Origin of the sequence: Stenotrophomonas maltophilia group sp. msm1 (assembly GCF_032025805.1) — a bacterium.
GTDB lineage: Bacteria > Pseudomonadota > Gammaproteobacteria > Xanthomonadales > Xanthomonadaceae > Stenotrophomonas > Stenotrophomonas hibiscicola.
On the sequence record NZ_JAVSKH010000001.1, the window covers coordinates 77,788 to 100,025 of the forward strand.

20 protein-coding genes are annotated in these 22,238 nt (G+C 66.7%); 5 read left to right on the forward strand and 15 right to left on the reverse strand.

Annotation, left to right across the window (positions count from 1 at the left end; genetic code table 11):
* Window positions 1-32 precede the first annotated feature (32 nt).
* Window positions 33-3,155 carry a multidrug efflux RND transporter permease subunit SmeE gene (gene smeE / locus ROV95_RS00335; RefSeq protein WP_312542144.1) on the reverse strand — a complete coding sequence of 1,041 codons (3,123 nt, stop codon included), beginning with the start codon at window positions 3,153-3,155 and terminating at the stop codon, window positions 33-35.
* 12 nt (window positions 3,156-3,167) lie between these two features.
* Window positions 3,168-4,352, reverse strand: a complete 1,185-nt coding sequence (gene smeD / locus ROV95_RS00340; RefSeq protein ID WP_312542145.1) for a multidrug efflux RND transporter periplasmic adaptor subunit SmeD — start codon at window positions 4,350-4,352, stop codon at window positions 3,168-3,170.
* Between the two features lie 207 nt (window positions 4,353-4,559).
* Between smeD and smeT the strand changes: the two genes are divergently transcribed.
* Together smeT and ROV95_RS00350 are read left to right on the forward strand one after the other, a co-directional pair.
* Window positions 4,560-5,219, forward strand: coding sequence for an efflux transporter SmeDEF transcriptional repressor SmeT (gene smeT, locus ROV95_RS00345; RefSeq protein WP_312542147.1), 660 nt, complete (start codon window positions 4,560-4,562; stop codon window positions 5,217-5,219).
* Window positions 5,220-5,265: 46 nt separating this feature from the next.
* Window positions 5,266-6,258 carry a Gfo/Idh/MocA family oxidoreductase gene (locus tag ROV95_RS00350; protein ID WP_164144577.1) on the forward strand — a complete coding sequence of 331 codons (993 nt, stop codon included), beginning with the start codon at window positions 5,266-5,268 and terminating at the stop codon, window positions 6,256-6,258.
* Window positions 6,259-6,354: 96 nt separating this feature from the next.
* Here the strand turns inward: ROV95_RS00350 and hslU are convergent, their stop codons facing one another.
* The 8 genes from hslU to ROV95_RS00390 form a co-directional block, all read right to left on the reverse strand.
* A complete protein-coding gene (gene hslU / locus ROV95_RS00355; protein WP_026347094.1) occupies window positions 6,355-7,728 on the reverse strand; it encodes an ATP-dependent protease ATPase subunit HslU in 1,374 nt (457 codons plus the stop codon).
* 106 nt (window positions 7,729-7,834) lie between these two features.
* Window positions 7,835-8,386, reverse strand: a complete 552-nt coding sequence (gene hslV, locus ROV95_RS00360; RefSeq protein ID WP_005411093.1) for an ATP-dependent protease subunit HslV — start codon at window positions 8,384-8,386, stop codon at window positions 7,835-7,837.
* An 85-nt stretch (window positions 8,387-8,471) separates the two neighbouring features.
* Window positions 8,472-9,368, reverse strand: coding sequence for a tyrosine recombinase XerC (gene xerC, locus ROV95_RS00365; RefSeq protein WP_312542156.1), 897 nt, complete (start codon window positions 9,366-9,368; stop codon window positions 8,472-8,474).
* Between the two features lie 16 nt (window positions 9,369-9,384).
* Window positions 9,385-10,059, reverse strand: coding sequence for a DUF484 family protein (locus tag ROV95_RS00370; RefSeq protein ID WP_019660702.1), 675 nt, complete (start codon window positions 10,057-10,059; stop codon window positions 9,385-9,387).
* Window positions 10,056-10,907, reverse strand: coding sequence for a diaminopimelate epimerase (dapF, locus tag ROV95_RS00375; protein ID WP_312542159.1), 852 nt, complete (start codon window positions 10,905-10,907; stop codon window positions 10,056-10,058). Before dapF ends, ROV95_RS00370 begins: the two co-directional genes overlap by 4 nt.
* Window positions 10,900-11,172, reverse strand: coding sequence for a lipoprotein (locus tag ROV95_RS00380; protein WP_207049363.1), 273 nt, complete (start codon window positions 11,170-11,172; stop codon window positions 10,900-10,902). Before ROV95_RS00380 ends, dapF begins: the two co-directional genes overlap by 8 nt.
* A gap of 127 nt (window positions 11,173-11,299) precedes the next feature.
* Window positions 11,300-11,722: a YbaN family protein gene (locus tag ROV95_RS00385; protein WP_021203896.1), complete on the reverse strand. Its 423-nt coding sequence runs from the start codon at window positions 11,720-11,722 to the stop codon at window positions 11,300-11,302.
* 54 nt (window positions 11,723-11,776) lie between these two features.
* Window positions 11,777-13,888, reverse strand: a complete 2,112-nt coding sequence (locus tag ROV95_RS00390; protein WP_171952609.1) for a S9 family peptidase — start codon at window positions 13,886-13,888, stop codon at window positions 11,777-11,779.
* 205 nt (window positions 13,889-14,093) lie between these two features.
* Here ROV95_RS00390 and ROV95_RS00395 point away from each other — a divergent pair, with 205 nt between their 5' ends.
* A complete protein-coding gene (locus ROV95_RS00395) occupies window positions 14,094-15,281 on the forward strand; it encodes a pyridoxal phosphate-dependent aminotransferase (protein ID WP_312542166.1) in 1,188 nt (395 codons plus the stop codon).
* Between the two features lie 110 nt (window positions 15,282-15,391).
* Here the strand turns inward: ROV95_RS00395 and ROV95_RS00400 are convergent, their stop codons facing one another.
* Together ROV95_RS00400 and ROV95_RS00405 are read right to left on the reverse strand one after the other, a co-directional pair.
* A complete protein-coding gene (locus tag ROV95_RS00400) occupies window positions 15,392-17,488 on the reverse strand; it encodes a prolyl oligopeptidase family serine peptidase (RefSeq protein WP_021203894.1) in 2,097 nt (698 codons plus the stop codon).
* 69 nt (window positions 17,489-17,557) lie between these two features.
* Window positions 17,558-17,884, reverse strand: a complete 327-nt coding sequence (locus ROV95_RS00405) for a hypothetical protein (RefSeq protein ID WP_021203893.1) — start codon at window positions 17,882-17,884, stop codon at window positions 17,558-17,560.
* Window positions 17,885-18,012: 128 nt separating this feature from the next.
* On the opposite strand from ROV95_RS00405, the gene ROV95_RS00410 reads away from it, so the two are divergent.
* Entirely contained in the window at window positions 18,013-18,615 is a 603-nt protein-coding gene (locus ROV95_RS00410) for a lipocalin family protein (RefSeq protein WP_019660709.1), read from the forward strand.
* A gap of 104 nt (window positions 18,616-18,719) precedes the next feature.
* Here the strand turns inward: ROV95_RS00410 and ROV95_RS00415 are convergent, their stop codons facing one another.
* From ROV95_RS00415 to ROV95_RS00425, 3 genes are all read right to left on the reverse strand, one after another.
* Entirely contained in the window at window positions 18,720-19,409 is a 690-nt protein-coding gene (locus tag ROV95_RS00415) for a methionine ABC transporter permease (protein ID WP_019660710.1), read from the reverse strand.
* Window positions 19,406-20,413 carry a methionine ABC transporter ATP-binding protein gene (locus tag ROV95_RS00420; protein ID WP_021203891.1) on the reverse strand — a complete coding sequence of 336 codons (1,008 nt, stop codon included), beginning with the start codon at window positions 20,411-20,413 and terminating at the stop codon, window positions 19,406-19,408. The genes ROV95_RS00415 and ROV95_RS00420 overlap by 4 nt, the downstream gene beginning before the upstream one ends.
* A 199-nt stretch (window positions 20,414-20,612) precedes the next feature.
* On the reverse strand, window positions 20,613-21,509 hold the full coding sequence (locus tag ROV95_RS00425; protein ID WP_019660712.1) for a DMT family transporter: 897 nt from the start codon (window positions 21,507-21,509) through the stop codon (window positions 20,613-20,615).
* Window positions 21,510-21,662: 153 nt separating this feature from the next.
* Here ROV95_RS00425 and ROV95_RS00430 point away from each other — a divergent pair, with 153 nt between their 5' ends.
* Window positions 21,663-22,145 (forward strand): YajQ family cyclic di-GMP-binding protein, encoded by a 483-nt coding sequence (locus ROV95_RS00430; RefSeq protein ID WP_049411069.1) that lies wholly within the window; start codon window positions 21,663-21,665, stop codon window positions 22,143-22,145.
* Window positions 22,146-22,238: the final 93 nt, after the last annotated feature.

Below are 22,238 nucleotides of genomic sequence, written 5' to 3' on the forward strand. Positions count from 1 at the left end.
GGACAGGGGGTGGGGGGGGCTACCGGATTTCATCACTCGGCGGTCTTGCGCTTGAACACGCGCTGCACCACCACGAAGAACAGCGGCACGAAGAACACGCCGAGCACGGTGCCGACGATCATGCCGCCGAGCACGCCGGTGCCGATCGCCTGCTTGGCACCGGAGCCGGCGCCGGTGGAGATCGCCAGCGGTACCACGCCCATGCCGAAGGCGAGCGAGGTCATCACGATCGGGCGCAGGCGGTCGCGCACGGCGTGCATGATCGACTCGATCAGGCTGGCGCCCTTTTCCAGGTTTTCCTTGGCGAACTCGACGATCAGGATCGCGTTCTTGCTGGTCAGGCCCACCGTGGTCAGCATCGCCACCTGGAAATAGATGTCGCGCTCCAGGCCCTTGAAGGTGTTGGCCAGCACCGCGCCGAGAATACCCAGCGGGGCCGCCAGCAGCACCGCGGTCGGTACGCTCCAGCTTTCATACATCGCGGCCAGGCACAGGAACACGATCATCAGCGACAGCGTGTACAGCAGTGGCGTCTGCGAGCCGGCCTGGCGTTCCTGGTAGGACATCGCCGTCCACTCAATGCCGAAGCCCGCCGGAAGCTGCTTGGCCAGCTGCTCGATCTCGGCCATGGCATCGCCGGAGGCGACACCCGGGGCCGGTTCGCCCTGGATCTCCATCGCCGACACGCCGTTGTAGCGCTCCAGGCGCGGCGAACCGTAATCCCAGTGCTTGGTGGCGAATGCACTGAACGGCACCATCTCGCCCTTGTCGTTCTTCACGGACCAGAGGTCGAAGTCCTCCGGGACCATGCGGAACGGCTGGTCGGCCTGCACGAACACGCGCTTGACGCGGCCACGATCGACGAAGTCATCGATGTACGAGCTGCCCCACGCAGCGGCCAGCGTGCCGTTGATCTGGTCGATCGACAGCCCCAGCGAGGTCGCCTTGGCCGCGTCGATGTCGATGCGGAACTGCGGCGTGTCCTCCTGGCCGTTCGGGCGCACGTTGGCCAGCTTCTTGCTGCCGGCGGCCAGGCCGAGCAGCTGGTTGCGTGCGGCCACCAGTGCCTCGTGGCCCTGGCCGCTGTTGTCCTTCAGGAAGAAGGTATAGCCCGAGGCAGTACCCAGTTCCGGAATGGCCGGCGGCGGGAAGGCAAAGATGAAGGCATCCTTGATCTGGCCCAGGGCCGCCATCGCACGACCGGTGATCGGCATCACGCCATTGTCGGCGTCACGCTCGCTCCAGTCCTTCAGCTTGACGAACGCCATGCCGGCGTTCTGGCCCATGCCGGCGAAGCTGAAGCCCTGCACGGAGAACACCGAATCCACCGCATCCTTCTCGTTCTGCAGGAAGTGGTTCTCCAATGCCGCGATCGATTCCAGCGTGCGCTCCTGCGTGGCGCCGACCGGGGCCTGCACCAGCGCCATCAGCACGCCCTGGTCTTCGTTGGGCAGGAACGAGCTGGGCAGGCGCACGAACAGCACGCCCATCAGCACGAACAGCGCCGCCACGATGCCCATGAAGCGCCACGGACGATGGATGATGCCGCGCACACCACGCTGGTAACTTTCGCTGGTGCGGTCGAAGCCACGATTGAAACCGTTGAAGAAGCGACCGGCCAGGCCGCGGTGGGCAACATGATGCTCGCCCTTCTTCAGCGGCTTGAGCATGGTCGCGCACAGTGCCGGCGTCAGCACGATCGCCACCAGCACCGACAACGCCATTGCAGAGACAATCGTGGCCGAGAACTGCCGGTAGATCACGCCGGTGGATCCGCTCATGAAGGCCATCGGCACGAACACCGCCGACAGCACCAGGCCGATACCCACCAGCGCACCGGTGATCTGGCCCATCGACTTGCGGGTCGCTTCAAGCGGCGACAGTCCTTCCTCGGACATGATGCGCTCGACGTTCTCCACCACCACGATGGCATCGTCCACCAGCAGACCGATCGCCAGCACCATCGCGAACATGGTCAGCATGTTCACCGAGAAGCCCAGCATCGCCAGCACGCCGAAGGTACCCAACAGCACCACCGGCACGGCGATGGTCGGGATCAGGGTGGCGCGGAAGTTCTGCAGGAACAGGTACATCACCACGAACACCAGCACGATCGCTTCGAGCAGGGTCTGCACCACGCCCTTGATCGACACGCGCACGAACGGGGTGGTGTCGTACGGGATCTCGGCCTTCAGCCCGGCCGGGAAGAAGCTCTTCATGTCTTCCAGCGCAGCGTGCACGCCGGCCGCAGTATCCAGCGCGTTGGCGCCGGTGGCCAGGGTGACCGCCAGGCCGCTGGCCGGCTGGCCGTTGTAGCGGGTGACGAAGTCGTAGGACTCGGCACCCAGTTCGACGCGGGCGACATCACCCAGGCGCAGCTCGGCACCGTCCTGCGCGCCGCGCACGATGATGTTGCGGAACTGTTCCGGGGTCTGCAGGCGCGACTGTGCGTTGATGGTGGCGTTGAGCTGCTGGCCCTTCACCGACGGCGCACCGCCGAGCTGGCCGATCGCGACCTGGGCATTCTGTGCCTTGATCGCCGCAGTCACTTCCGCGACGGACAGGCCATAGGTATGCAGCTTGTTCGGGTCCAGCCAGATGCGCATGGCGTACTTGCCACCGAATACCTGGATGTTGCCCACGCCTGGCACGCGGCTCAGGCGATCGACGACATTGGAACCGACGTAGTCGGCGATGTCGTTGGCGTCCATGCTGCCGTTCTCGGACACGAACGCGATGACGTTCAGGAAGCCCGAGCTGGACTTGGCCACGTTGATGCCCTGCCGCTGCACTTCCTGCGGCAGCAGCGGCATGGCCAGCTGCAGCTTGTTCTGCACCTGCACCTGGGCGATGTCCGGGTTGGTGCCGCTCTCGAAGGTCAGGGTGATGGTGGCCTGGCCGTTGGACGAGCTGTTGGAGGAGAAGTAGATCAGGCCATCGAGGCCCTTCATGTTCTGCTCGATGATCTGCGTCACCGAGTCCTCGACCACCTTGGCCGATGCCCCCGGGTAGGTGGCGCTGATTTCCACCGCCGGCGGTGCGACGTTGGGGTACATCGAGACCGGCAGCTTGAACAGGGCCAGGCCGCCGGCGAGCATGATGATGATGGCGATCACCCACGCAAAGATGGGTCGATCGATGAAAAAGCGTGCCATGGAGTTCTCCGCTTACTTCGCGTCGCCGGCCGGGGCGGCAGGCTGGGCGGCTGCCGCCGGCTTGGCCGGAGCAGCGCCCTTCTCGGTGGCCTTGACCGGCATGCCGGGGCCGATCTTCTGCAGGCCTTCGACGATGACCTTGTCACCGGCCTTCAGGCCGTCCTCGACCAGCCACTTGTCGCCGACCGTGCGGCTGACCTTGACCGGGCGCGCTTCGACCTTGTTGTCCTTGCCGACCACCATCGCCGTGGTGTCGCCCTTCGGATCGCGGGCGATGCCCTGCATCGGCACCAGCACCGCATCGCTGCGCACGCCGCCGCCGATCACCGCACGCACGTACATGCCCGGCATCAGCAGGCCGTCCGGGTTGTCCACCTTCACGCGCAAGCCGAAGCTGCCGGTGGTCGGATCGACGCTGACTTCGGAGAACTCCAGCGTGCCCTTGTGCTCGAAGGTGCTGCCGTCTTCCATCAGGATGCTGACCGGCAGGGTCTGGTTGTCCTGCAGGCGGCCGGCAGCCAGTTCGCGGCGCAGCTGCAGCAGTTCGGCGGAGGACTGGGTCAGGTCGACATAGATCGGATCCAGCTGCTGCACGGTCGCCAGTGCATTGGCCTGGCCGGCGCTGACCAGCGCACCTTGGGTAACGCTGGACTTGCCGATGCGGCCGCTGATCGGCGCGGTGATGCGGGCATAGCCGAGGGTGACGTTGGCCGCGTCCAGCGAGGCCCTGGCGGCACCGACATCGGCCTCGGCCTGCTTCTGCGCGGCGACGGCGTTTTCCAGGTCCTGCTGGCTGACCGCGTCGACCTTGGCCAGCTCGGTGATGCGCTTGGCGCTCAGGCGCGCGGCGTTGGCCGTGGCTTCGGCGCGGGCCAGCTGGGCGCGGGCGCTGTTGGCCTGGGCGCGGTAGCTGGCGTCCTCGATCTGGTACAGCGGCTCGCCGGCCTTGACCATGCCGCCTTCGGTGAACAGGCGCTTGGCAACGATGCCGTTGACCTGCGGGCGCACTTCGGCGACCAGGAAGGCGTTGGTACGGCCCGGCAGTTCGCGGGTCAGGCCCACGGTTTCGGACTTCAGCGTGACCACGGTGACGTCACCCGGGCCTTGCTCGGGGGCCTGGGGTTGGCCGCCGCAGGCAGCCACGGCTGCGGCGATGGCCAGCGACAGTGCAAAGGGTCGGATTCGGCTCAGCAACATGACGGAAAGGCTCTTAGGGGAAGGAATCTCAAATCGCGCTGATACAGGCCGAAAGCGCCAGCAGGCAACGCGCACCAGCGGGGAGTGGGAGCCGGACCGGCCTGCCACGCACACGACGGGAATGATGGGAGCGAAATATACATACATGCTTGTTTGTTTGTAAACCGGTACAATTCAGCCACGTTTCACCCGCACTCGTACCTACCCATGGCCCGCAAGACCAAAGAGGACACCCAGGCAACCCGGGAAGGCATCCTTGACGCCGCCGAAGCCTGCTTCCATGAACACGGCGTGGCCCGTACCACGCTGGAGATGATCGGCGCCCGCGCCGGCTATACCCGCGGCGCGGTGTACTGGCACTTCAAGAACAAGAGCGAGGTGCTGGCCGCGATCGTCGAGCGGGTGCACCTGCCCTTCATGCAGGAACTGGAGCGCACCTCCACCGACCAGCGCGACACCCCGGTGCACGACCTGCGCGCGGTGATGATCCACTCGTTCATCGAGCTGTCCGAGGACGAACGCCTGCGCAAGACCATGGAGATCATGCTGCGCAGCGATGCGTCGGCCGACACCAGGGTCCTGACCGAAATGCAGCAGGCCGGCTTCCGCGATGCGCTGGACCGGATGGAGCGCGCCCTGCGCCGCGTCAAGGACCTGGGCCAGCTGCGCGAGGGCGCCGACCCGAAGATCGCCGCACGCATGCTGCACGCCACCGTGCTGGGCGTGCTGCACGGCGCGATGGTCGAACCGGAACTGATGGACCTCAAGCGCGATGGCATGCTCGCGCTGGACATGACCCTGGCCGCCTACGTGAAGGATGGTGTGTTCGTTCCCGGCACCGTCCCCGAGCCGCTGCCCGAGGCGTGAACGAGGCTGCTCCCATCACTGCGGCACCCCCTGCAAGGGCAGATCGATGATCCTGGACAACGTGGTGTGGGGCTTCATCGGGTGTGGCAGCGTCACCGAGAAGAAGAGCGGGCCGGCCCTGGCCAACACGCCAGGCTCACGGGTAGTGGCGGTCATGCGCCGCAATGCCGCATTGGCCGAAGACTATGCACGCCGCCACGCGATTCCGCGCTGGTACGCGGACGCCGATGCACTCATCGCCGATCCGGAGGTGAACGCGGTCTACGTTGCAACACCGCCCTCCACGCACATGCACTACGCATTGCAGGCGATTGCTGCAGGCAAGCCGGTCTACATCGAAAAGCCGATGGCCATGAACCACGACGAGTGCCAGCGCATCATCGCGGCCAGCGCCCGCAGCGGCGTGCCCGTGTTCGTGGCCTACTACCGCCGTGCCCTGCCCCGCTTCGCACAGGTGAAGCAGCTGCTGGACAGCGGCGCGATCGGTACGCCGCGCAGCGTGCGCGCCACCCTGCATCGGCCACATTCGGCGGCTGCCGCATCGCCGGACTTCTGGCGAACCAACTCCGCCATCGCCGGCGGCGGGCTGTTCGTCGACCTGGGCTCACACACGCTGGACCTGCTCGACCATCTGCTGGGGCCCCTGAGCGACGTGCGCGGCCTGGCCAGTTCGTTGACCGGCGCCTACGCCGCCGAAGACAGCGTCTCGATGTGCTTCCGCACCGGGGTGGGGGCGCACGGCATCGCGCAATGGAGCTTCTGCGCGTTCCGCCGACAGGACGAGGTCGAGATCACCGGCGACCTGGGGCAGCTGCGCTTTGCCACCTTCGAGGACGTTCCGGTGGTGCTGGAGACCGAAGCGGGCGTGCAGGCATTCGATATCCCGAACCCGCCATCGGTCCAGCAGCCGTTGATCGCCTCCGTCGTGGACGAACTGCGCGGCCACGGGCACTCGCCCTCGAACGGCATCAGCGCCGCCCGCACCAGTGCAGTGATCGACCAGGTACTGCAGGCCTACCGCGCCCGGCAATCGCGCTGAGCGCTAACGCAAAAGGCCGCCCTGCGGCGGCCTTTTCTGTTGCAGCGGATGGAGTCAGGGCCCTCGCCACGGCGAAGGATCCGACCTCGATGCGCATTACAGGATGTAGCGGCTCAGGTCCGGGTCCTGCACCAGCTCGCCCAGGTGTGCATCGACATAAGCACTGTCGATGGCCAGGGTTTCGCCGTCGCGGTCCGGTGCCTCGTAGCTGAGCGAATCCAGCAGGCGCTCCAGCACCGTATGCAGGCGGCGCGCGCCGATGTTTTCCTGGCGCTCGTTCACCTGGAACGCGATCTCGGCCAGGCGCTCGATGGCATCGGCAGTGAAACTGACCTTGACGCCTTCGGTGGCCAGCAGTGCTTCGTACTGCTTGGTCAGCGCCGCCTTCGGTTCGGTCAGGATGCGCACGAAGTCGCCCTTGCTCAACGCGCCCAGCTCAACGCGGATCGGGAAACGGCCCTGCAGCTCCGGAATCAGGTCGCTGGGCTTGGCCAAGTGGAACGCGCCCGACGCGATGAACAGGATGTGGTCGGTCTTGATCGTGCCGTACTTGGTGGACACGTTGGAGCCTTCCACCAGCGGCAGCAGGTCGCGCTGCACGCCTTCGCGGGAGACATCGCCACCGCCCACGTTGTCGCCGCGCTTGGCAACCTTGTCGATCTCGTCGATGAAGACGATGCCGTGCTGCTCGCAGGCCTCGATTGCCGCAGTGCGGATATCGTCCTCGTTGACCAGCTTGCCGGCCTCTTCCTCGATCAGCAGCGGACGCGCGGCCTTGATGGTCAGCGTGCGCTTGTGCGCCTTCGCGCCGCCACCCAGGTTGGCGAACATCGACTTCAGCTGCTGGCCCATTTCCTCCATGCCCGGCGGGGTCATGATGTCCATGCTGACATTGGCCGCCAGGTCGAGCTCGATCTCACGCTCGTCCAGCTCACCGTTGCGCAGCATCTTGCGGAACTTGATGCGGGTCTCGTTGTCCTGCGCCGACGGTTCGTTGCGGGCGACTTCAGGATCGAAACCGATGCCGCCGCTACGACGCGGCAGCAGCGCATCGAGGATGCGGTCTTCGGCGCGTTCTTCGGCCTGGGTACGCACGCGCACCTTGGCCTGTTCGCGATAGAGCTTGACCGCGGTGTCGGCCAGGTCGCGGATGATCTGCTCGACGTCCTTGCCGACGTAGCCCACTTCGGTGAAGCGCGTGGCTTCGACCTTCACGAACGGCGCGTTGGCCAACGTAGCCAGGCGGCGCGCGATCTCGGTCTTGCCGACGCCGGTCGGGCCGATCATCAGGATGTTCTTGGGCATCACTTCATTGCGAAGCTCCGGCGCCAGCTGCATGCGGCGCCAGCGGTTGCGCAGGGCGATGGCCACGGCACGCTTGGCGTCGTGCTGGCCCACGATATGCCGGTCCAGTTCCTGCACGATCTCGCGCGGGGTCATGGTGGCGGAGGAAACTTCGATCTTCGACATGGATGTGCTCACGAATTCGTTGTCTACGATGCCGGAACCGAACGGCCCCGGACGGTAGCGCCGGGCCATGCCCGGCGAATCTGGAATGTCTGTGACGGGTTCCCCGTCACAGCTCCTCGACCACCACGTTGCGGTTGGTGTAGATGCAGATGTCGCCGGCGATGCCGATCGCTTCACTGGCAATCGTGCGCGCATCCAGTTCGGTATGTGCCATCAGCGCGCGCGCGGCCGAAAGTGCATACGAGCCACCGGAGCCGATGGCGATGATGCCGTCCTCCGGTTCGATCACATCGCCGGTGCCGCTGATGATCAGCGAGGTTTCCTTGTCAGCCACGGCCAACAGGGCTTCAAGCTTTCCGAGGCGGCGCTCGGTGCGCCAATCCTTGGCCAGCTCGACCGCAGCGCGCTGCAGCTGGCCGTGCTTTTCCAGCTTGGCCTCGAACAGCTCGAACAGGGTGAAGGCATCGGCGGCGGCACCGGCGAAACCGGCCAGCACCTGGCCGTCGCGGCCAAGGCGGCGCACCTTGCGTGCATTGCCCTTCATCACGGTGTGGCCCAGCGTGACCTGGCCGTCGCCGGCAATGGCCACGTGCTCGCCGCGACGGACGCAGACGATGGTGGTGGCGTGGAAAACGTTGGGGTTCTGACTGGGGTCCATGATGCCTCCGGGGTGACAGAACCAGAGGTGGGGACTGCGCTGCGCCCTTCAAGCCACCCGCGACCGGCCACCGCAGGGGCAACGTTCAGCTTTCTCCGCTGCCCTCGCTGCTGCGTCGGCGCTTCGCGCGCGGGTGCGCGGCGTCGTAGACCTTGGCCAGGTGCTGGAAATCGAGGTGGGTGTAGATCTGCGTGGTAGCGATGTCGGCGTGGCCGAGCAGTTCCTGCACGCCGCGCAGGTCACCGGACGACTCCAGGATGTGGCTGGCAAAACTGTGCCGCAGCATGTGCGGGTGCACCTGCTTGAACAGGCCCTGGCGCTGCGCCAGCTGGCGGATGCGGATCTGTACCGCACGCGGGCTGATCGGCCCGTTGCGGCCGGGGAATACCGGCGAAGACGGGCCGCCACCACTTTCCGCGCGCCACGCCTGCAGCGCTTCGCGTGCGGGCCTGCCGAACGGCACCCGGCGCTGGCGGTTGCCCTTGCCCAGCACGTTGACCAGGCCGCTGGCGAAATCCAGGTCGCGCCAGGTCAGTGCGCAGACTTCGCTCAGGCGCAGGCCCGAGGAGTAGAACAGCTCCAGCAGCGCGCGATCACGTCGGCCGAGTTCACCTTCCGGTTCACGCTCGACCAGCTGTACGGCTTCGTCGGCATCGAGCACCTGCGGCAACCGGCGCGGTGCGCGCGGTGCCTTCAGCGTCGCTGCAGGGCTGACCTCGATGCGGCCGTGCTTGAGCAGCCAGGCATAGAAGCTGCGGCAGGCCGACAGGCGGCGCTGCAGGCTCTTGGCCGACAGGCCGCGGCGATGCTCGTCGGCCACGAACTGGCGCAACGCATCGGCATCGAGTGCCTCCACGGCTACGCCACGCGGCTCGGCCCACGCCGACAGTGCGTCCAGGTCGCGGCGGTAGGCGTCGAGTGTGTGCGCCGACATCCGCCGCTCCACCTGCAGATGCTGCAGGAACGCCTGTACCGCGCTCATCGCCGTCGTGCCCTGCTCAGCTCGGGAAGCGCTTCAGGCCAGTGGCCAGGGCGTCGCCCATCATGCGCAGGAACAACGTGCCCATGCCCGGGTAGAAACGGTTCGGATCATGGCTGCCGACCGCGATCAGGCCAACCCCCGGCAGCGGCAGCAGCGCGGTGGTCTGCACCTCCTCGCTGCGCGCGCCGTACAGCACGGCGTTCTTCTCCGGCTGCAGGCGGCCGCAGATCGGCTCGCCGTCCTTCAGGCAATCGCGGAACGGGCCCAGTTGCGGATCATCGGCGGCGATCACCTGCAGCCAGTCGGCCTGTTCCAGCCCGGCCACCGGCGCATGCACCACCAGCCGCACCAGGTCGCCGGCGAAGTCTTCCTGCAACGAAGCGGCCATCGCACGCAGAGTGTCGGCCGCATTGTCCTGCTTCATCAGTGCCAGGGTCAGCTGATGCGTGCGCACCGCCAGCCGCTCGTTGACCTGGGCGGTCGCGCCCAGGTCGGCCAACCGTCGCGCCAGCTCGCGGTTCTTCTCGCGCAGCACTTCCAGCTGGTAGCTGGCCAGCGATGCGGTCGGGCCGTCATCGCGCGGCACCACCAGGGTCAGGGCCAGGTCCGGGAACTGCTTGAGGAAGCCGGGATGACGCCGCAACCAGGCAGCGACTTCGTGGGCCCCGAGCTTGTCGACGGTTTCGCTCATGCCATCCACTCCCCTTCGAAGACGAATGCGGTCGGGCCGGCCATCACCACAGGCTGGCCATCGCCCGGCCACTGGATGCGCAGGTCACCACCGGGCAGGCTGATGCGGGCATCGCGCTGCAGGCGGCCGCGCTGCATCAGGGTCACCGCAGCGGCGCAGGCGCCACTGCCACAGGCCAGGGTTTCGCCGACGCCGCGCTCGAACACGCGCAGGCGGGCGTGCGCCGGGCCCATCACCTGGGCGAAGCCCACGTTCACCGAGCGCGGGAACGAGGCATGCTGCCGCAGCAGCGCACCGACGCGCTCGACCGGCGCAGCATCGATCAGGCCGACTTCGATCACCGCATGCGGGTTGCCCATCGACACTGCGGCGAAGCGCACGCTTTCGCCCTGCAGCGGCAGCAGGTATTCCTCGCGCGGATGGGCGAAGCCCATCAGCGGCACGTTGGCCGGCTCGAAGGCAGGCACGCCCATGGTTACGGCGAACTGTCCGTCACCGAGCACCTTCACTTCATGGCTGGCCAGCGGGCTGTCGATGACGAACGCATCGCCCTGCGCACTCCCTTGGCGCACCAGCCAGGCCGCGATGCAGCGTGCGCCATTGCCGCACTGCTCGGAATTGGAACCGTCGGCATTCCAGATGCGGTACGAGGCCACCGAGCCTTCCACACGCGGCGCTTCGATGGTCAGGATCTGGTCGCAGCCGACGCCGGTGTGGCGGTCGGCAAGGCGCGCGGCCAGTTCGGGCGTAGGCGGCGCGGTGCCGTCACGCAGGTCGATCACTACAAAATCATTGCCCGCGCCGTGCATCTTGCTGAAGCGCAGCGCCGTGGAACTGGCCTTACTCATCCCCGCTGCCCGCCTTCTTCGCTGGCGCGGTTGCCGGCTGAGTGGTCGTTGCAGCCGGGTCGACGGTCGTGGCGGGGGCAACGGCGCCCTGGGCCTCCGCCGGGGTCGCCTCGGTGGCGGGCTCGGCAGCGGGTTCGACGGTTTCTTCCACCGGCACCGGCTTCTGCGGCAGTACCAGCGGGCCCTTGTTGCCGCAGGCGGCGAGGAGCAGCAGCGAGGCCGCTGCCAGCGGAATCAGGATGGCGTTTCGATGGGGGATCTTCATGCCCCGAGTATAGCCATTGGCGGCTGAGCGGTTGGTGCAGGGCGGCACGCCACGCATCCGCCGGGCATGGCCCGGCGCTACCGTAACCGGGCGCCGCAGGTAGCGCCGGGCCATGCCCGGCGGGCAATCATTGCTTTGGCGGCAGCGGCCGCGTCCACAGCCAGATCGCCACCACGGTCATGCTGCCGATCGAGAACCACTTCACCCAGGCAATCGGTACGCACCACAGCATGATGGCGGCGCATACCGCCATGGTGATCGTGGCCATCCACTTGCCGTAGCGGCTGACCGCCCCGTGTGCCTGCCAGTTGGCGATGGCCGGGCCGAAGCGTGGATGCTGCAGCAGCCAGTTGTGCAGGCGCTCGGAGCCACGCGAGGCGGCCCAGGCCGAAATCAGGATGAATACGGTGGTCGGCAGGCCCGGCACGAAGATGCCGACGATGCCGGTGCCGAGGCTGACATAGGCCAGCAGCCACCACGCCCAGCGGAAACGCACCACGCGCGGAGGCGTGGCGGCATCGCGAGGGGCGGAAGGATCTGGCGCGCTCATGGCCGCAAGGATACCGGTTCAGGGTGCCAGGCAGCGCCCGGCACCCTGTCGCGATCACGGCTGGGCGATGCCCAGCTGCTGCAGCACGAACGCGTACGACTCGGACAGCTCGCGGTAGCGCTGGAAGCGCCCCGACTTGCCGCCGTGGCCGGCTTCCATGTTGGTGCGGAACAGGATCGGGTAGTGGCCGGTGTTGTCGTCACGCAGCTTGGCCACCCACTTGGCCGGCTCCCAGTACTGCACCTGCGAATCCCACAGGCCGGTACCCACGAACAGCGCCGGGTACGCCTGCCGCTTCACGTTGTCGTAGGGCGAGTAGGACAGCATGTAGTCGTAATACTGCTTCTGTTCCGGGTTGCCCCACTCGTCGTACTCATTGGTGGTCAGCGGAATGGTCGGGTCGAGCATGGTGGTGACCACGTCGACGAACGGGACCTGCGCCACCATCACCCGGTAATCCTGCGGGGCCTGGTTGGCCACCGCGCCCATCAGCAGGCCACCGGCGCTGCCACCGGACGCAGCGACGCGATCCTTCGCCGCCCAGCCCTGTGCGACCAGGCCGCGGGTGACGTCGATGAAGTCGTTGAAGGTGTTCTGCTTGTGCAGCAGCTTGCCGTTCTCGTACCAGTCGCGGCCCATTTCCTGGCCGCCGCGGATGTGGGCGATGGCATAGACCACGCCGCGGTCGAGCAGGCTCACCGCGGTCTGGTTGAAGTACGGATCCATCGACATGCCATAGCTGCCATAGGCGTACTGGAACAGCGCGCCCTTGCCGTCCTTCTGGTAGCCCTTGCGGTAGACCAGCGACACCGGCACCTTCACGCCATCACGTGCGGTGATCCAGACGCGGTCGGTTTCGTACTTCGACGCGTCATAGCCGATCACCGGCTGCACCTTCAGCTGGCGGCGTTCGCCGGTGGCGGTGTTCAGCTCGAACACCGTGGTCGGGGTGGTCATCGAGGTGTATACGTAGCGCAGCCAGGGCGTATCGGCCTCGGTGTTGTCGCCCAGGCCCATCGAGTACGCTGGCTCATCAGCCTTCACGTAGTCGCTGCGGCCATCCTTGAACAGCAGGCGGATGCGTTCCAGGCCCTCGGAGCGTTCGGCGATGGCGGTGTAGCCATCGAACAGTTCGAAGCCTTCGATGAACACCGCATCGTCGTGCGCGATCCAGTCCTTCCATTGCGCACGCGAAGTGGCATCGGTCGGCGCAGTGACCAGCTTGAAGTTCTTCGCGCCGTCGTTGGTGCGGATCACCCAGCGGCCGTCGTAGTGGTCGGCATCGTACTCGACGTCACGCTGGCGAGGGGCCAGCACGGTGAACGTGGTCGGGTCGCCGGCCGGTGCGTAGCGCTCTTCCGAGGACACGGTGCTGTGCACGCCGATGGTGATGAAGCGATCATCGCGGGTGCGGCCGATGCCCATGTAGAAGCTGTCGTCCTTCTCTTCGTAGACGACGGTGTCGGCGCTGGCTGGAGTGCCCAGCACGTGCTTCTTCACGCGCACGGTCAGCAGCGTTTCCGGATCGTTCTCGACATACAGCACGGTGCGGTTGTCGTCGGCCCAGACCAGGTCGCCGGAGCTGCCGGTGATCACATCGGGCAGCACCTTGCCGGTGGCCAGATCCTTGAAGCGGATCGTGTACTGGCGGCGGCCCACATCATCCTCGGCCCAGGCCAGCAGCTGGTTGTCCTGGCTCACTTCCATCGAGCCGACGCTGAAATAGCCCTTGCCGGCGGCCATGGCGTTGACGTCCAGCAGGATCTCCTCGGCGGCCTCCATGCTGCCCTTGCGGCGCGCGTGGATCGGATAGTCCTGGCCGGTCTCGAAGCGGCTGTAGTACCAATAGCCGCGCTCACGCGCCGGCACGCTGGAATCATCCTGCTTGATGCGGCCGACGATCTCCTTGTACAGGGTGTCTTCGAGCGGCTTGAGCGGCGCCAGCACCTGGTCCGCGTAGGCATTCTCGGCCTGCAGGTAGGCCAGCATGTCCTTGTTCTCGCGCTTGTCGTCGCGCAGCCAGTAATAGTCATCGTTGCGGGTCGCGCCGAACGGCGCCTTGACCACATGCGGATGCTTGGCGGCATCCGGCGGAACAGGCGGAGTGGCGGCGGTGGCAGTAGTGGTCATCAGGCTGGCGAGCAACAGGCAGAGAGTGGATTTCATGTAGTGGGGTTCCTTGAACTGCAATGCAATGGCGTCCTTGTGCCCGAGTCTGGGTTGCAGGAGGGCTGCGGGCAACCCTGCGGATCGTCATGGGGAGTGCCGGCCGCTGGCCAGCAACCTCACGAACCCGGAGACGGTCGGAATGCCGGCCGGCGGCCGGCACTACCACAACGCATGACCCAGACGCGCGGCGTACCATGGGCACATGAGCACCCTGCCCCACACGCCGGGCTACAGCCGGCGCAGCCATGAAATCGCTCCATTCCACGTGATGTCCCTGCTGGCCCGCGCACAGGCGCTGGAGCAGGCCGGCCACGATGTGATCCACCTGGAAATCGGCGAACCGGACTTCACCACCGCCGAACCTGTCGTGCGCGCCGGCCAGGCCGCATTGGCCGCCGGTCATACCCGCTACACCGCCGCACGTGGCCTGCCGGCTCTGCGTGAGGCCATCAGCGGCTTCTATCGCAGCCATTACGGGCTGGATATCGACCCTGAACGCATCCTGGTCACACCGGGTGGGTCCGGTGCGCTGCTGCTGGCCAGCAGCCTGCTGGTCGATCCCGGCCGCCACTGGCTGCTGGCGGACCCCGGCTATCCGTGCAACCGCCACTTCCTGCGCCTGGTGGAAGGCGGTGCGCAACTGGTACCGGTCGGGCCGGAGACCGCCTACCAGCTGACCCCGTCACTGGTGGAACGGCACTGGAATGCCGACAGCGTCGGCGCGCTGGTCGCCTCACCGGCCAACCCGACCGGCACCGTGCTTTCCGCCGACGATCTGGCCGCACTGTCGCAGGCCCTGCACGCGCGGGGCGGCCACCTGGTGGTGGACGAGATCTACCACGGCCTCACCTATGGCCTGGATGCGCCCAGCGTGCTGCAGGTGGATGACAGCGCGTTCGTGCTGAACAGCTTCTCCAAGTATTTCGGCATGACCGGCTGGCGGCTGGGCTGGCTGGTGGCACCGCCGGCCGCGGTACCGGACCTGGAGAAGCTGGCGCAGAACCTGTACATCAGCGCCTCGAGCATCGCCCAGCATGCCGCCCTCGCCTGTTTCAGCGAGGAATCGATGGCGATCTTCGAACAGCGCCGCGAAGCGTTCCGCCAGCGTCGCGACTTCCTGCTGCCCGCACTGCGTGAGCTGGGCTTCCGTATCGAGGTCGAGCCGCAGGGCGCGTTCTACCTGTACGCAGACGTCAGCGCGTTCACCGACGATGCGCAGGCGTTCTGCGCCCACTTCCTGGAAACCGAGCATGTGGCATTCACGCCCGGGCTGGATTTCGGCTTCCATCGTGCCAACCAGCACGTGCGCCTGGCCTATACCCAGGAAGTGCCGCGATTGCAGGAGGCGGTGGAGCGGATCGCGCGTGGGTTGAAGAGCTGGGGCACCTGATCGCCCTGCGCGAACAGCATCCACGCATGGCGTGGATCTACTGGCTCCACGCCACGTGGATACGCGGACCCAACGAAAAACGCCGCCCGAAGGCGGCGTTTTTCATTCCGTCACTTACCGCCGAGGCGTTCCCACAGGAAGCTGTAGGCCAGCGCCGACATGTGTGCGGCCTGCGCGTTGTTGGCTGCACCGCCGTGGCCACCTTCGATGTTCTCGTAGTAGGTCACGTCCTTGCCGGCGTCGATCATCTTCGCCGCCATCTTGCGGGCATGGCCCGGATGCACGCGGTCATCGCGGGTGGAGGTGGTGAACAGCACCGGCGGGTACTTCTTCTTCGCATCGAACAGGTGGTACGGCGAGAAGGTCTTGATGAACTCCCAGTCGCTGGTATCCGGGTTGCCGTACTCGGCCATCCACGATGCGCCTGCCAGCAGGTGGTTGTAGCGCTTCATGTCCAGCAGCGGCACCTGCACCACCACCGCACCGAACAGCTCCGGGTACTGGGTCAGCATGTTGCCGGTCAGCAGGCCACCATTGCTGCCGCCCTGCACGCCCAGGTGCCTGGCGCTGGTGATCTTGCGCTTGACCAGATCGCGCGCCACCGCGGCCATGTCTTCATAGGCCTTGTGGCGGTTCTGCTTCAGTGCCGCCTGGTGCCAGCGCGGCCCATACTCGCCACCGCCACGGATGTTGGCGACCACGTACACGCCGCCCTTTTCCAGCCAGGCGCGGCCCATGCCACCGGAATAGCTCGGGGTCAGCGAGATCTCGAAGCCACCGTAGCCGTACAGCAGGGTCGGATTGGAACCGTCCAGCTTCATCGCCCGATCGTGCACAACGAAGTACGGCACGCGGGTGCCATCCTTGCTGGTGGCGAAGTGCTGCTCGATCACCTTGCCCTTGGCATCGAAGAAGGCCGGCATGGTCTTCAGCGTTTCCGGGGCCTGGCCGATCTCGGCCAGCGCCAGCGTGGTCGGGGTCAGATAGTCGGTGGCCGTCAGCCACACCGCGTCGCTGTCATTGCTGTCGACCGCAGCCACGCCCAGCGTGCCGAAAGCCGGTGCACCAACGAAGCGGCTGGTCTGCCAGCCATTGGCGCCCGGCGTCAGCACCGACAGGCGGTTCTTGACGTCGTCCAGCACGTTCAGCACCAGATGGTTCCTGGTCCAGGTGGCGCTGGCCAGCGAGGTGGTCGCGGTCGGGGTGAACAGCACGTCGAACTCGCGCTTGCCGGCCAGGAAGTCATCCAGCTTGGTGGCCAGCAACGAACCGGACGCATAGGTCTTGCCCCCGACAGTCCACGGATCACGCAGCTCCAGGGTCAGCCATTGCTTGTGCAGGCCCTTCTCGGCCGAATTCGGCGCGTCGATCTTGGTCAGCGTGCCATCGTCACCGCGCAGGTAGATCTCGTTGTTGTAGAAGGCGAGCGTGCGGCTGACCAGGTTGCGTTCGAAGCCCGGAGTGTCATCGTGCGTCGCCGCGATGTACATGTCTTCCGGCTTGCCTTCGTACACCGTCGTGGCCGAGGCCATCGGAGTGCCACGCTTCCACAGCTTGGCCACGCGCGGGTAGCCGGAGGTGGTCATCGAGCCGGCACCGAAGTCGGTGTAGACGAACACGGTATCGCGGTCGATCCAGTTGAGGCCGCCCTTCGACTCCGGACGGAAGAAGCCATCCTTGATCCAGGTCTTGTTGGCCAGGTCGAATTCGCGGGTGACGTCGGCATCGGCGCCGCCGCGCGACAACGCGATCAGGCAACGGCTGTAGTCCGGGCGCAGGCAATCGGCGCCGTGCCAGACCCAGTTCTCACCCTCGGCCTTGTTCAGTGCATCCAGGTCGAGCACGGTTTCCCACTGCGGCGAGGCCTTGCGGTATTCGGCCAGGGTGGTGCGTCGCCACAGGCCACGCTCGTGCTGCTGGTCCTTCCAGAAGTTGTAGTAGTAGTCGCCGATCTTCTGCACGGCGGGAATCTTGGCATCGGAGTCGAGCACCTCGCGGATGCTGGCTTCCATCTGCTTGAATGCCGGGGTCTGCGCAAGGCGCGCCTCGGACTTGGCGTTCTGTTCCTTGACCCAGGCCAGCGGCTTGTCGCCGGTTACGTCTTCGAGCCAGGCGTAACGGTCGGTGTCTTCAGCGGCCACGGCGGTCCCCACCGAGGCAGCGGTCATCATGCCAGCCAACAGGCAGGCGGAAGCGAATCGTGACATTGCAGCTCCAGGCAGTCATAAGCCTTGGAACGCTAGCATGGATCACCGCTGTCGCCCCCGTGTCGAAGGTCAGGCCGCGGCGGTGGCGCCGCGACGGCGGCGGGCCGCACCGCCACCGCGTCGGTCCGCCTGTCCACCGGTGTGACGCGCCCGCCGCAGCCACGACAGGCGAGGCAACGGGAAGCGCAGCAGCGCCCACCAGGCCACCAGCGGCATGCCCACCAGCCACATCGGCAACCAGCCCAGCCACGCGCTGCTACCACGCGCGGCCGGCCAGACCAGGACCAGTGCCACACCGGCCAGGGCCAACTGCCGCACGCTGCGCAGCAGGCGCGGGTCGGCACGTTCAAGGCTGACGCGTTCAGCTGCAGGGCGACGGACGGAACGTGCGTTCATGGGGCTTCTCCGGTAGACAGTGCAACACAGCTTGGTCAATGCCCTTCTCAAAGGCTGCGACACCATTGACGGATCGCGCACGCTCAGTCGACCATGCTCACGCAAAGCCCTCCTGAGCCCGCTCCCGCATGACTTCGATCCGCCCGCTCTGCGCCATGCTCTTGGCCCTGTCCCTGGCGGGCCCCGCCGTGGCCGCCAGCGAGCCGCCATCGCCCCGTGCCAGCGCCCCACGCGTCGCCGACCCGGATGCGCCGATCGACCTGAAGCGCTTCATGGGTACCTGGTACGTGATTGGCCGCGTGCCGAACTTCGTCGAGCGCGGCCATGTGGCCAGCGTCAACGAGTACGAACTGCGCGACGCGCACAAGGTCGGCATCACCTACCGCTATCGTGATGGCTTCGGCGAACCCCTGCAGGAGATCCGCGCACGCGCCAGTGTCGACCCGGACAGCGGCAATCACGGCTGGCGCACCTGGTTCTATCGCGTGGTGCCCACCCATTCACGGGTGCTGGAAGTAGCACCGGATTATTCCTGGGCACTGATCGGCTACCCGGGCCGCGAGATGGCCTGGATCTTCTCGCGCACACCGGACATGGACAAGGGCCTCTACAAGGAACTGGCCGAGCGCCTGCGTGACGAATACGGGGTGAACACCGACAAGCTCAAGCGTGTGCCACAGCGCCCGGAGCAGGTCGGCAAGCTGGGTTACGAAGTACCCAACGTGCGTTGAGAGAGCGCCGGGCGCAGATGTAGTGCCGGCCGCTGGCCGGCAGCTCCGGCACACCTGGAGCAGCGCATCGTTGCCGGCCAGCGGCCGGCACTATCTGAGGCGGGCTACTTGCGGGTGTAGTGCGCGACCAGGCGGTCGCCGAGCATCTGCAGCAGCTGCACCAGGATCAGCAGCACCACCACGGTAACCAGGGCCACGTCGGTGCGGTTGCGCTGGTAGCCTTCGCGCAGCGCCAGGTCGCCCAGGCCGCCGGAACCGATCGCGCCGCCCATGGCAGTGAAGCCAACCAGAGCAACGGTAGTGACCGTGGCGGCGGCAATCAGGCCCGGCCGCGCCTCGGGAAGCAGCACCCGGGTGACCAGTTGCCAGGTGGTGGCACCCATCGACTGCGCGGCCTCGACCACGCCGCGGTCCACTTCGCGCAGCGCGGTTTCCACCAGGCGCGCGTAGAACGGCGCCGCACCGATGACCAGCGCCGGCAACGTGCCGAGCACGCCGATCGACTGGCCCATCAACCACAGCGACACCGGGATCAACACCACCATCAGGATGATGAAGGGTACCGAACGCAGCAGGTTCACCACGATCGCCAGCGCGCCATAGACCAGTGGCCGGCGTTTCATCTGCGGCGCGCCGAACACGTACAGCAGCACGCCCATCGGCAGGCCGATGGCCAGGGTAAGCGGCAGCGAGCCGGCCATCATCAGCAGCGTCTCGAGGGTGGCCTTGCCGATATCCACCCACTTGTCCGCATCCAGGTGGCGGAAGAAGCCGCCGGCAGTAGCGATGATCATCGACGCAGTTCCTCAACGTGCACGCCGGCGGCCACGAATGCGGCCTGCGCGGCGGACTGGTCACCGCCCACCAGGGCGACGACCAGCTGGCCATACGGGGTGTCCTTGATCCGGTCGATACGGCCGGACAGGATGTTGTAGTCGACCCCGGTCTGCCGCGCCACGCTGCCGAGCAGGGGTTCATAGGTGTCGCCACCGAGGAACGTCAGCCGCACGATGCGGCCACCGACGGCATCGAAATCGCGATGCAGCGCACCTTCGTCCATGTGCTCCGATTCGCTGACGAAACGGCGCGTGGTCGGATGCTGTGGATGCAGGAACACCCGGGTGACCGGCCCGGTCTCGACCATCTGGCCGGCGTCGAGCACGGCGACGCGGTCGCAGACGCGGCGGATCACGTCCATCTCGTGGGTGATCAGCACGATGGTCAGGCCCAGCTCGCGATTGATCTTCGACAGCAGCGACAGCACCGATGCCGTGGTCTGCGGATCGAGCGCACTGGTGGCCTCGTCGCACAACAGGATCTGCGGACGCGTTGCAAGTGCGCGGGCAATGCCGACGCGCTGCTTCTGGCCACCGGACAGCTGCGCCGGATACTTCTGCGCATGCGCTTCCAGGCCAACGGTCTGCAGCAGCTCGACCACGCGTGCGTCGATCTCCGCCTTCGGCGTGCCGGCCAGCTCCAGCGGGAAGGCGACGTTGCCGGCCACCGTGCGCGAAGACAGCAGGTTGAAGTGCTGGAAGATCATGCCGATGCGCCGGCGCAGCGCGCGCAGGCCGTCCGCGTCCAGTGCGGTGACATCCTCGCCACCGATCAGCAGACGCCCACCACTGGGTTCTTCCAGGCGGTTGATCATGCGGATCAGCGTCGACTTGCCGGCGCCGGAATGGCCGATGATGCCGAATACCTCACCGGCCTCGATGGTCAGGTCCAGCGGCTGCAGCGCGCTCACTGCGCGGCCGGCAACGGCATAGGATTTGTGCAGGCGCTGGAACTCGATCACGGGCGTGGCTCACCGGCTGGGTGACGGAAGGGGGCGTGCAGCCTACCAGCGCAGGCGGTCGCGCGCCCGCGCCATGGGCCAGAATGTTATTCCTTTTGGTTCTAAGCCGCTGCCCACGGTAGCGCCGGCCGCTGGCCGGCACCTGCAGCGGTCCCTCCGGCGCGAGGGGTTGCCGGCCGCCGGCCGGCCCTACCCCGGCTCAGGGGTGGTCCAACGGCTTCGGCGGCTCCTGCCGGTTCACCCGCTCGCGATGCAGCAGGTACAGGCCGGACGCAACGATGATCGCCGCCCCCACCCAGGTATAGCCATCGGGCAGCTGGCCCCAGAACGCCAGGTCCCAGCCGATCACCCAGACCAGCCCGCTGTACTCCAGCGGCGCGATCATCGAGGCCTCGCCCAGCTGGAAGGCCCTGGTCAGGGCGATCTGGCCCAGCGCTCCGGCCAGGCCCATGCCGCCGATCAGCGGCGCATGTGCCAGTTGCAGTGGCACCCAGCCGGGTAGGGCCAGCAGGCCGGCACCGATGGCCATGATCACCAGGAACCAGACCACCATCGACTGCGAGGTATCGGTGCGGGTCAGCAGGCTGACCGTGATCGCGGCTACGGCATAGGCGGTGGCCGCGGCCAGCACCATCAGCCCAGGCACCGAAATGAAGCCGTCCACGCCCGGCCGCAGCACGACCAGCACGCCGACCAGGCCGATGCCGATGGCTACCCAGCGCCGCGGCCCGACCCGTTCGCCCAGCAGCGGCACCGACAGCGCAGCGATCAGCAGCGGGGCGACGAAATAGATGGTGTAGGCAGTGGACAGCGGCAGGTCGCGCAGGGCGAACACGAAGCAGCCGATCATCGCCATGCCCAGCGCACCACGCAGCAGGTGCAGCCCCCAGCGGCGCGGCACCAGTGAACGCGGCCCGGCGCTGGCCAGCACCCAGACCAGCACGAACGGCAACGAGGCCGCGCCGCGCAGGAAGGTCACTTCCAGGGTGGGGTAGCTGGCCGACAGCTGCTTCATGCCGGCGTCCATCAGCGAGAAGCAGGCGACCGCAGCGACCATCCAGGCCACTGCGCGCGAAGGGGAGCGTTGCACGTTCATGGCCCATTATCGCCCGGTCGTCGCTTTCTGTAGAGCCGAGCCCACGCTCGGCTGCTCTTCACAAAGCAGCCGAACGTGGGCTCGGCGCTACAAAGGGCGGGCATAGGGCCCTCGCGATAGAATGGCTGCCACTGAATCCTGCGGAGCATCGCCATGCCTTCCTTCGACGTCGTGTCCGAAGTCGACACCCACGAACTGACCAACGCCATCGACCAGGCCAACCGCGAACTGGCCACCCGCTTCGATTTCAAGGGCGTGGATGCCAAGTTCGAGCGCGATGGCGATGTGATCAACCAGTTCGCGCCGACCGAGTTCCAGCTCAAGCAGATGAACGACATCCTGCGTGCACGCCTGGCCGCGCGCGGCATCGATGTGCTCAGCCTCGAATTCGGCGACATCGAGACCAACCTGGCCCAGGCCCGGCAGAAAATCACCGTCAAGCAGGGCATCGAGCAGAAGGTCGCCAAGAAGATCGCCGCTGCGCTGAAGGAGGCCAAGCTGAAGGTTGAAAGCCAGATCAATGGCGACAAGCTGCGCGTGCAGGGCAAGAAGCGCGATGACCTGCAGGACGCCATCGCCGTGCTCAAGGCCGGCAAGTTCGAGCTGCCGCTGCAGTTCAACAATTTCCGCGATTGATCTGGCCGCCGGGCATGGCCCGGCGCCGGCACCTGCGGTACGACGGCGCGTTGCAAGCGACGCGCCTACAATGTCCGCCCCGCCAGCCGACGT

Bases quoted from the DNA above. Each gene is read 5' to 3' on its own strand.
- smeE (WP_312542144.1), bottom strand. From the start codon at position 3,155: ATGGCACGCTTTTTCATCGATCGACCCATCTTTGCGTGGGTGATCGCC.
- smeD (WP_312542145.1), bottom strand. From the start codon at position 4,352: ATGTTGCTGAGCCGAATCCGACCCTTTGCACTGTCGCTGGCCATCGCC.
- smeT (WP_312542147.1), top strand. From the start codon at position 4,560: ATGGCCCGCAAGACCAAAGAGGACACCCAGGCAACCCGGGAAGGCATC.
- ROV95_RS00350 (WP_164144577.1), top strand. From the start codon at position 5,266: ATGATCCTGGACAACGTGGTGTGGGGCTTCATCGGGTGTGGCAGCGTC.
- hslU (WP_026347094.1), bottom strand. From the start codon at position 7,728: ATGTCGAAGATCGAAGTTTCCTCCGCCACCATGACCCCGCGCGAGATC.
- hslV (WP_005411093.1), bottom strand. From the start codon at position 8,386: ATGGACCCCAGTCAGAACCCCAACGTTTTCCACGCCACCACCATCGTC.
- xerC (WP_312542156.1), bottom strand. From the start codon at position 9,368: ATGAGCGCGGTACAGGCGTTCCTGCAGCATCTGCAGGTGGAGCGGCGG.
- ROV95_RS00370 (WP_019660702.1), bottom strand. From the start codon at position 10,059: ATGAGCGAAACCGTCGACAAGCTCGGGGCCCACGAAGTCGCTGCCTGG.
- dapF (WP_312542159.1), bottom strand. From the start codon at position 10,907: ATGAGTAAGGCCAGTTCCACGGCGCTGCGCTTCAGCAAGATGCACGGC.
- ROV95_RS00380 (WP_207049363.1), bottom strand. From the start codon at position 11,172: ATGAAGATCCCCCATCGAAACGCCATCCTGATTCCGCTGGCAGCGGCC.
- ROV95_RS00385 (WP_021203896.1), bottom strand. From the start codon at position 11,722: ATGAGCGCGCCAGATCCTTCCGCCCCTCGCGATGCCGCCACGCCTCCG.
- ROV95_RS00390 (WP_171952609.1), bottom strand. From the start codon at position 13,888: ATGAAATCCACTCTCTGCCTGTTGCTCGCCAGCCTGATGACCACTACT.
- ROV95_RS00395 (WP_312542166.1), top strand. From the start codon at position 14,094: ATGAGCACCCTGCCCCACACGCCGGGCTACAGCCGGCGCAGCCATGAA.
- ROV95_RS00400 (WP_021203894.1), bottom strand. From the start codon at position 17,488: ATGTCACGATTCGCTTCCGCCTGCCTGTTGGCTGGCATGATGACCGCT.
- ROV95_RS00405 (WP_021203893.1), bottom strand. From the start codon at position 17,884: ATGAACGCACGTTCCGTCCGTCGCCCTGCAGCTGAACGCGTCAGCCTT.
- ROV95_RS00410 (WP_019660709.1), top strand. From the start codon at position 18,013: ATGACTTCGATCCGCCCGCTCTGCGCCATGCTCTTGGCCCTGTCCCTG.
- ROV95_RS00415 (WP_019660710.1), bottom strand. From the start codon at position 19,409: ATGATCATCGCTACTGCCGGCGGCTTCTTCCGCCACCTGGATGCGGAC.
- ROV95_RS00425 (WP_019660712.1), bottom strand. From the start codon at position 21,509: ATGAACGTGCAACGCTCCCCTTCGCGCGCAGTGGCCTGGATGGTCGCT.
- ROV95_RS00430 (WP_049411069.1), top strand. From the start codon at position 21,663: ATGCCTTCCTTCGACGTCGTGTCCGAAGTCGACACCCACGAACTGACC.